The organism is Treponema primitia (genome assembly GCF_046533075.1).
GTDB lineage: Bacteria > Spirochaetota > Spirochaetia > Treponematales > Breznakiellaceae > Termitinema > Termitinema primitia_B.
The window spans coordinates 1-7,710 of sequence record NZ_JAJQRB010000031.1; the positions used below are offsets into that span (position 1 = coordinate 1).

General features: G+C 52.7%; 10 protein-coding genes and 1 tRNA gene. 9 read left to right on the plus strand and 2 right to left on the minus strand.

Going from position 1 to position 7,710, the window contains the following annotated elements:
• Positions 1–79: 79 nt before the first annotated feature.
• Positions 80–163, minus strand: a tRNA-Leu gene (locus tag LQZ19_RS06015).
• 50 nt (positions 164–213) lie between these two features.
• Complete coding sequence (locus LQZ19_RS06020; RefSeq protein ID WP_411046758.1) at positions 214–1,371, minus strand: aldo/keto reductase; 1,158 nt, start codon at positions 1,369–1,371, stop codon at positions 214–216.
• Between the two features lie 153 nt (positions 1,372–1,524).
• On the opposite strand from LQZ19_RS06020, the gene radC reads away from it, so the two are divergent.
• The 9 genes from radC (at position 1,525) to LQZ19_RS06065 (ending at position 7,673) form a co-directional block, all read left to right on the plus strand.
• Positions 1,525–2,304, plus strand: coding sequence for a RadC family protein (gene radC / locus LQZ19_RS06025; RefSeq protein WP_411046759.1), 780 nt, complete (start codon positions 1,525–1,527; stop codon positions 2,302–2,304).
• A 70-nt stretch (positions 2,305–2,374) separates the two neighbouring features.
• Complete coding sequence (locus tag LQZ19_RS06030; RefSeq protein ID WP_411046760.1) at positions 2,375–3,970, plus strand: PEGA domain-containing protein; 1,596 nt, start codon at positions 2,375–2,377, stop codon at positions 3,968–3,970.
• A 13-nt stretch (positions 3,971–3,983) separates the two neighbouring features.
• Positions 3,984–4,235 carry a hypothetical protein gene (locus LQZ19_RS06035; RefSeq protein ID WP_411046761.1) on the plus strand — a complete coding sequence of 84 codons (252 nt, stop codon included), beginning with the start codon at positions 3,984–3,986 and terminating at the stop codon, positions 4,233–4,235.
• Positions 4,232–5,086: a hypothetical protein gene (locus LQZ19_RS06040; protein ID WP_411046762.1), complete on the plus strand. Its 855-nt coding sequence runs from the start codon at positions 4,232–4,234 to the stop codon at positions 5,084–5,086. Before LQZ19_RS06035 ends, LQZ19_RS06040 begins: the two co-directional genes overlap by 4 nt.
• A gap of 9 nt (positions 5,087–5,095) precedes the next feature.
• The gene (locus tag LQZ19_RS06045; protein ID WP_411046763.1) at positions 5,096–5,752 is read left to right on the plus strand and encodes a MotA/TolQ/ExbB proton channel family protein; all 657 of its coding nucleotides are present in this window, start codon (positions 5,096–5,098) and stop codon (positions 5,750–5,752) included.
• Positions 5,753–5,757: 5 nt separating this feature from the next.
• Positions 5,758–6,171: an ExbD/TolR family protein gene (locus LQZ19_RS06050; protein ID WP_411046764.1), complete on the plus strand. Its 414-nt coding sequence runs from the start codon at positions 5,758–5,760 to the stop codon at positions 6,169–6,171.
• On the plus strand, positions 6,168–6,566 hold the full coding sequence (locus tag LQZ19_RS06055; RefSeq protein WP_411046765.1) for an ExbD/TolR family protein: 399 nt from the start codon (positions 6,168–6,170) through the stop codon (positions 6,564–6,566). Before LQZ19_RS06050 ends, LQZ19_RS06055 begins: the two co-directional genes overlap by 4 nt.
• Positions 6,559–7,215 (plus strand): energy transducer TonB, encoded by a 657-nt coding sequence (locus LQZ19_RS06060; RefSeq protein ID WP_411046766.1) that lies wholly within the window; start codon positions 6,559–6,561, stop codon positions 7,213–7,215. Before LQZ19_RS06055 ends, LQZ19_RS06060 begins: the two co-directional genes overlap by 8 nt.
• Positions 7,216–7,430: 215 nt before the next feature.
• Entirely contained in the window at positions 7,431–7,673 is a 243-nt protein-coding gene (locus LQZ19_RS06065) for a nitroreductase family protein (protein WP_411046767.1), read from the plus strand.
• Positions 7,674–7,710: the final 37 nt, after the last annotated feature.

Sequence of the window (7,710 nt, forward strand, 5' to 3'; positions counted from 1 at the left end):
CGGGGCCTCCGGAAGTTCGAGTCTTCTTCTGGCCGTAAATACAAAAACCCCACCTGGCGGTGGGGCCTCAATTTAGCTTTGCCCAGAAGAAGACTCGAACTTCCATGCTTGTTACGGCACTGGTACCTGAAACCAGCGTGTCTACCAATTCCACCATCTGGGCCTGTTTAAATACTATACACCAGGTTGGACCGGAAGGTCAACGGTTTATCCCTACTCGATCCACCCTTTAAGCGCCTCATGGGCTATCTTTAGCTGTTTGGGAATTTCTATGTGCTGAGGACATTTTGTCTCACATTCCCCACAGGCCACACAGAGGGAAGCATCCTGTTTGTCCCTGGTCGAAAAATAGTATTGCCGCTTGACGGGCTCAAAGGTTCCAAACATGACCCCGTTGTTGTATTTGGCAAAAGTATCGGGGATTTTGACGCCCTGGGGACAGGGAAGGCAGTACTCGCAGGCGGTACAGGGGATCGAGGCCATGGATTCATATTTGGCTTTGACCCGGGTGAGGATGGCCTTTTCCTCATTGCCTAAACAATTCGGTAGGGCATCGGGCTTGGAAAAGATTTCGATATTTTCTTTGATCTGCTCCAGGGTGGTTACACCGCTTAAAATAGTGCTTACCTGGGGATAGTTGATCATATGCCTAAAGGCCCACTCAACGGCGCTGCGTTTTATCGGAAATTCATCGTAGATTGCCTTAACCTGGGCCGGAGGAGACGCCAGACTGCCGCCCCGGAGAGGTTCCATGATAACCAGACCGGTACCCTTGTCTCCCGCCAGCTTGATCGCTTCTTCGGTGGCTTCGTGGTCCACATCGATAAGGTTCTGCTGGATCTGGCACATATCCCAGGAATAGAAGGAAAGAATGTCCTTAAAGGCAGGCAATTGGCCGTGGTAGGAAAAGCCGATGCCGCGAATAAGTCCTTCGGAACGGAATTTTTCATATTCCTCGATGATTTTCCTCTTTTTTATATCTTCCCAATAGGGCTTCTGAATATTGTGGATCAGATATACATCAAGATGGTCTGTGCGGAGCTTTCTCAAGGTATTTTCAAGGTTACGCCGTATATCGGCCTGGGTTTTCATCGTATGGAAGGGCTGTTTGGTAACGATCTTTACCTTGTCCCGCCGGGCGCCTTCCAGGGCTTCGCCCAGCACCGATTCGCTGGTGGTATGGTGGTAGCCATAGGCGGTGTCAAAATAATTGACCCCATGATCCGCCGCGTACCGGATCAGCTCAATAGCCTTTTCCTTATCTACCTGGGCCTCGCTGGCGCCGGGAACAAAGATCCGGGGCAGCCGCATACAACCCATACCCAAAAGGGATACCTTAAACCCATTCTTACCATATGTCCGGTATTGCATCTCTAGTCACCTCTCTAAAACGTTTCGCTTTGTTCACTATAAGCCCTGAAGAGGAGAGGCCGTCAATGGTCCTGCTCTAAATTTTCATTTTTGTTCCATTTTTTTTCCCCGGGACCAAAGCAAAAATCAGCATGACCCCCTATACCACTTATTATGGACCATTATATTTATCCAAATTCTATATTACGGCCAGAAGCGGCGCCGCTTGCAACGAAGTTTCCCGTACAGGAAACACAGGATCGGGGATACTGCTTCGATTCCCTGGGGCTCAATCCCCTTTCGCTTCCCCAGGCTAAGCGGCCCCGGGAAAGGTTGAATTCCGATGGACCCGGAGCTTTGACAGACCAGGATCTGCTGGCTGTACTCCTCAATACGGGGGTTCAGGGCAAAAATGTCAGTATCCTGGCCATGGAGTTACTGGAGTTGCTGGACCGGAACAAGGAAATTCCTTCAATTAAGGAACTCTGCCGGCTAACCGGCATGGGGGTAAGTAAGGCTTCGGCCATTGTGGCCATGCTTGAATTTGGCAGGCGGCGGTGGGGGGCCTCGGGAACCCATATCAAGCACCCGACGGATATCTTCAATACGGTCCGCCACTTTGCGGATCGCCGGCAGGAACGGTTTGTCTGCCTTTCCCTAAACGGCGCCCACGAGCTTCTGAAGGTACGGACCGTCACCCTGGGACTGGTAAACAGGACCATTGTCCACCCCCGGGAGGTCTTCGCGGACCCCATCCAGGATCGCGCCTCGGCAATTTGCGTAGCCCACAACCATCCATCGGGACAGTTAAAGCCATCCCCGGAGGATGGGGAGATCACCTTTCAGCTATTCGAGGCGGCGAAAATCCTTGGGCTCCGGTTTCTGGATCACGTGATTTTTACCGATACGGGCTATTTCAGTTACCGGCAGGCGGGATTACTGGGGAGTGATTAAGGAGTTTAATGAAGCTCCGGGTATTAAACCAGACTCTCGAATAATACCGGGAAAAGTCCTATATTAGGGTATGAATCGGATTCAGTTTTTCCCGGTATTGCTTATCGCTCTTCTCTGTATCACCGCAGGTCCGGCAGCGGGGGATTCAATAGAAGAGATCGCAGGGAAAGGTCTGGTTGTCCAAAGTACTCCCCCCATGGCCAAGGTATTTATCAACGGTATAGAACGGGGACTTACTCCCCTTAGGCTTGAGAATATTCCCCGGGGTGAATACGATATTAGACTTGAAAAGGACGGCTATGCGGAACGCCGGATCTGGGTTTCCATACGGGAAAACAGCAGACTGGAAATAAGCCTAAACCTGGGAGAAATCCTGGGAACCCTCATTCTGAATATAGACCGGGCAGCCGGAAGTCCTCCGCCGGAAAAAATGGCGCTGAACCCGGAAATTACCGTGGAAGGAATAACCCAAACCGATCCCGTATTTTCCCTGCCCGCGGGATACCGGGTGGTCCGAATCCGGGCTTTTGGCTGGGAAGAGGTCATCCATTCTGTCTATATACTCCAGGATGCTATCCAGCGCTTAAAGGTGGAAATGCGGCCCGCATCTTTCAGTATGACCGGTGCGGAGCTTCGCAGGGCTCGGTTCAATCCGGCAAATTCCGGTTCCCTGGGAATCACCGAATTCAGCTTTAATGTATCCGGCCCCGGCGAAGGGCGGATAAATATACTGAACGAACGGGGCGACATGGTCTTTGCAAAGGATCTGGGACCCTTTACCACCTGGTCCCAGTCGGTGGCCTGGAACGGTCGTTCCTCTGATGGAACGCCCCTCCCCGACGGAACCTACAAGGTACTACTCCTTACCGAATCCATGCTCCGGGATACTTCGGCGCCGGTGGAACGACGGGCTGAAATGACCGTAAGTATCGATAGTTCTATGAATATCTATCCCCTTTCCTCCTCGGGGGCAAACTCAGGGCTTTTCTTTAGCCCCCTGCCGGACATTCTCCCCCGGGGCTCCTTCCAAATAGACGGAAGTATGCTCTTTGGCAGGGCCGCTGCAGCCGGAGAGACCTGGGACGCCCTCCCCTTCGCGGCAGCCCTGAGATTTTCCCCCCTGGAACGGCTGGAAATGACCGCAGCCCTGAATGTGACACCCTTTTTTGATGGCGGCGCCGTGACTGGGCTTGGGGGAACCCTTAAATGGGTCTTCAAGAAAGCCCGGGCGGAGGCGCCGCTGGGTCTGGCCATGGGGCTTTCCTATACCTGGGCCGGAGAGGGAACCCTCACCCCCTTCGGAACCGCCATAGGCGCCGGCCTCTCACTACCCCTTTCGTGGCGACTGGGGACGGCCCTCTCTCTGGCGCTAAGTCCGGAAATCCTCTGGACCGGCAAAGAAGGCTACCCCACCGACCCCATCCCCAGGGCCCTCCTCTCAGGCGGACTGCTGATCCGGCAGTCCTTCTTTACCGCAGGGCTATCCCTGAGATCCGAGTATATCTTTTCCGAAACAAGTATGGATTTCGGACCCCTCATGGCTGCCGCTGAGATCCGGTTCTTCCCCCCACCTTCAAGTATGGTTTTTTCCCTCCTGGGAGGCGGCTGGTTAGAGGACGGCCGGGCCGGTGGTTTCGGGGGGATAGGAATCGGACTAATCTATTAAGTATAATAGACCAATGAAACTGACACGAACCTTGCTTTTAAGAATTACCGCAGGCCTTGGGTTTCTTCTTATCGCATACAGTCTTTTCCGGTATTTTACCGGCATCCATGTTAATGATGAGCTGGAAAAATTCTTGATGGATATCATCATTTTTGCCGCCCTGGGGATGTTCGTCTATAACCGGAAACTCGGGGCCGATGAAAAGAAGGCCAGGGAAGCGAAGCTCGCCGCGGCAAACGAAACTAAACAGGACGAGAAAGAATGAAGTTCAAAAGGGCCAACTTCCTCCTCATAGGTACCGTATTGATGATACTTGGAGGGGGTTGTGCGTCCTTAGCTGAAACCGGTGGGAGTGTCCTGGATGGTTCCGCCTTTGCGGAGAAAACCCTGGCGTCATATCGGGAAGAACCGGGTAAAAAAATCCGCCTCGACAGGGTACGCCCTAAGAATGGGCCGGAGTTTATCACCATCCGTATTGACTCTATACCGAACCTGCGTATCAAAGGTTCCCTTCCGGACGGGGAGGGCAATTTCTATCTGAGCTCTCTGTATTTTCTCAGCCCCAACACCAACGGTTGGAACGAGTTTACCCTTGAACTTTCCGGGATCGGTAGTTTTGTCGGTAACGATACTGCCCAAGCCGGAGCGATTCTTCAACTGAAGGGTCCGGTAGAAACCCTGGATATCAGCGAAGGGAAGATCCGCCGGGGCGCTTCCCGCTTAACCGGAACCCAGGCGCTTGCTGCCCTGCATAACCGCCGGGAACGGGTAGAAGCTATTACCCAGTGGATGAAGGAACAGCCTAACCTTCCCGATTTTTCAGATCGGGAAACATTTGAAGAATACTGGACCCCCCTCCTCTTCCCGGAGATAGTAAAGCGAAAGGAAAGGCCCGCCGCCTGGACCGAGGGAGAATCCTGGGTCATAGGGGAGGATGTAAAATGGAACACCGTTTATACCGAATCGGTTTTCCCGGAAGAGCTGTGGCCGGTACGGAATTCCGGAACCCTGCTCCGGGACTGGGAGGAAGCATCCGGGTGGATCTATTTTGTATTTGAGTGGGATCGCATAGTAGAATCACTCTCCAAAAAGATTGAGCTTAAAAAAACAAAGTGAGGTGTTGACATGGATGGCGAAAGTGCAGGTTTTTCACTATTAGAGCTTTTCAGAATGGGCGGGATTTTTATGTGGCCCCTTCTGGTTTTTTCGGTGGCCACCATCGCCATTGCCCTGGAACGGGCAATCTATATTTTTTACCACAACCTCCGGCTTGAGGATCTTGAGGAAAAGACTGCGGAGTATATCCACGCCAAGGATATGGAAGGCGCCCGGCAGTATCTTTCCGGCTTAACCAAACGCCGCATGGGTGCGCGTATACTCCTGACGCTGGTCAACCGCTCAGGCTTATCGGAACACCGCATAGAAAAGGCTGTGGAAACCGAAGCCCTCACCTGTATCAATTCCCTGGAAAACGGCTTCAACTTCCTTGTCGCTCTGGGTTCCATTTCCCCCCTGACGGGCTTTTTGGGAACCGTCTCGGGAATGATCGGCGCCTTCAAGTCCATAGCGGAGGCTACCGAAGTGAACGCCCAGATCGTCGCCAACGGTATTTACGAAGCGTTGATCACCACCGTGTTCGGCCTCGTTATCGCCATCATCGCCATGATCGCCCACTCCCTCTTTTCCCACGTGGTGGATAAGTTCGCCAAGGATGTGGAGAAAAGCTGTTCCGACCTGATCACCGAACTGGTTACGAGCGCTGAGCTCTCTGCGGTAAATTAAGGGCCATGAAACTCCACCGGCGAACAAAGCAGGGCTTTGAAGATACCAGCGCCTCCAGTGATGTTGCCTTTCTTTTGATCATTTATTTTATTGTCATCGCCGGGTTTAACGTCAACAAGGGCTTTCTGATGAACCTCCCCGCCAAAGATTCCACCCGGCTTATCCTGAAGGACGATCTGCTGCGTTTCGATCTGGACGACACGGGAACCCTACTGCACCAGGGCGAAGTCCTGAACCATGCTTTGGCGGAACGGGAGATACGCAGCGCTATTGCCGCTCATCCCAATCTGGCGGTAGTACTAACCGTAGACGGCAGAGCCCCCTGGCAGACGGTAGTTTCCTTTGTTGAGATAGCTCAAAAACTGAAGGTGGAATCATTCTCCTTCACCATGAAGAAAAATGACCGGGGCCCGCCATGAACCTTCGGCGGAACAAGAAAAAATTTACGGTCCCCATGAACTCCATGTCCGATGTAGCATTTCTACTGCTCATCTTCATCATGTTAGTATCCCTGATAAATTACCGCAGGGAAGTCAAGATCGATTACCCTGAGGCGGCAACGGCGCAAAGAACCAGTGCGGAAAAAAATCTGGAGATCTGGGTAGACAAGCGCGGCGCGGTGTACCTGGATGGAGTCCCCAGTAATCTTAACGCAATAGAAACTGCCATTACAGATATTTATCGGAATGCCCCGGATACCCGGGTCCATATCATCGCCGACCGGGACACCCCCTTTGCGGAAGTGAACAAGGTACTCCAGGTACTCCAGTTTCTCCAGTATCGGGTGGTAAGTTTTGTGGTAAAAGATGCGTAAACCTGCCTATTCCCACCCCAACCTTGTCCGGCTCATCCTTTTTCTGGCGGTCGCCGGTATTCATGCAGTATTTATACTCTTCTTTGTCATACGGGTTAATGCCATCCCCGTGGTAATTGAACAACCCCCAATGGTGATGAAGCTTACGGATATACAGGAGGAGGAACCTCTTCCACAACTGCCTCCCCCGCCTCCTCCCCCGCCGCCGCCGGAATATTCGGAACCACTCTCAAACACCATAGAAGCCATAGCAGAAACCATGATCGAGACCGATGAGGCGCCGGATCAGATCGTCGTCTCCGGTATCATAGCGCCCCGGCAGGTCGAATATGTGCAGGAAGATTACCTGCCCATGCACAGAGTTTCTGCAGGCCCGATCTTTGCCGAAGGTGAAATAAGAGAGCGCTTGATATATCCGCCCATCGCGCTGCGGGCCAAAATAGAGGGCGTGGTCTACCTGGAACTCTTCGTGGACCACCACGGGCAGGTACAGCAGATAACGATACTGCGGGAAACCCCGGAAAACCGGGGCTTCGGCGAGGCGGCGATAAAAGCCTTCCAGGGGCTGCAGGGCAAACCGGCCCAGGCTAACGGCGCCGCAGTGGCGGTACGGTACCGGTACCCCGTACGGTTTGCCATCCGGGGCTGAAGCTCATCCCAACCAGCAATTTCAAATTATAGGAATAACCACAGAGATCCCAGAGGAGACACAGAGGGGAAGAAACCCCTTTATTCCCTCTTCCTCTGTGGCCTCTGTGTTCTTCCCTCTGTGATCTCTGCGTTTTTTTCTTCGGAAAGCGGGTATTGCGTTTATCGTATTTCTCTATGTATACTAAGATATATCGAAGTAAAAGGAGCCATCCCATGAGCTTTAAAGAACTATCCATAAGCCGCTTTTCGGTCCGCCAGTACAAGAACAAACCGGTGGAAAAGGAAACCCTGAATATCATCCTTGAAACCGGGAGAGCGGCCCCAACGGCATCGAATAAGCAGCCCCAGCGCATATTGGCGGTAACCGAAGCGGAGGGCCTCCAAAAGATAGACCTCTGTACCGGCTGCCGCTACGGCGCGCCGGCGGTACTTATTGTCGGTTCTTTCCAAAGTTAGTAGAATCGTAATTTCTCAAGTTTTAGTGTTTTTTGTT

Coding starts and splice junctions, on each gene's coding strand:
- LQZ19_RS06020 (WP_411046758.1), bottom strand. CDS start 1,371: ATGCAATACCGGACATATGGTAAGAATGGGTTTAAGGTATCCCTTTTG.
- radC (WP_411046759.1), top strand. CDS start 1,525: ATGGACCATTATATTTATCCAAATTCTATATTACGGCCAGAAGCGGCG.
- LQZ19_RS06030 (WP_411046760.1), top strand. CDS start 2,375: ATGAATCGGATTCAGTTTTTCCCGGTATTGCTTATCGCTCTTCTCTGT.
- LQZ19_RS06035 (WP_411046761.1), top strand. CDS start 3,984: ATGAAACTGACACGAACCTTGCTTTTAAGAATTACCGCAGGCCTTGGG.
- LQZ19_RS06040 (WP_411046762.1), top strand. CDS start 4,232: ATGAAGTTCAAAAGGGCCAACTTCCTCCTCATAGGTACCGTATTGATG.
- LQZ19_RS06045 (WP_411046763.1), top strand. CDS start 5,096: ATGGATGGCGAAAGTGCAGGTTTTTCACTATTAGAGCTTTTCAGAATG.
- LQZ19_RS06050 (WP_411046764.1), top strand. CDS start 5,758: ATGAAACTCCACCGGCGAACAAAGCAGGGCTTTGAAGATACCAGCGCC.
- LQZ19_RS06055 (WP_411046765.1), top strand. CDS start 6,168: ATGAACCTTCGGCGGAACAAGAAAAAATTTACGGTCCCCATGAACTCC.
- LQZ19_RS06060 (WP_411046766.1), top strand. CDS start 6,559: ATGCGTAAACCTGCCTATTCCCACCCCAACCTTGTCCGGCTCATCCTT.
- LQZ19_RS06065 (WP_411046767.1), top strand. CDS start 7,431: ATGAGCTTTAAAGAACTATCCATAAGCCGCTTTTCGGTCCGCCAGTAC.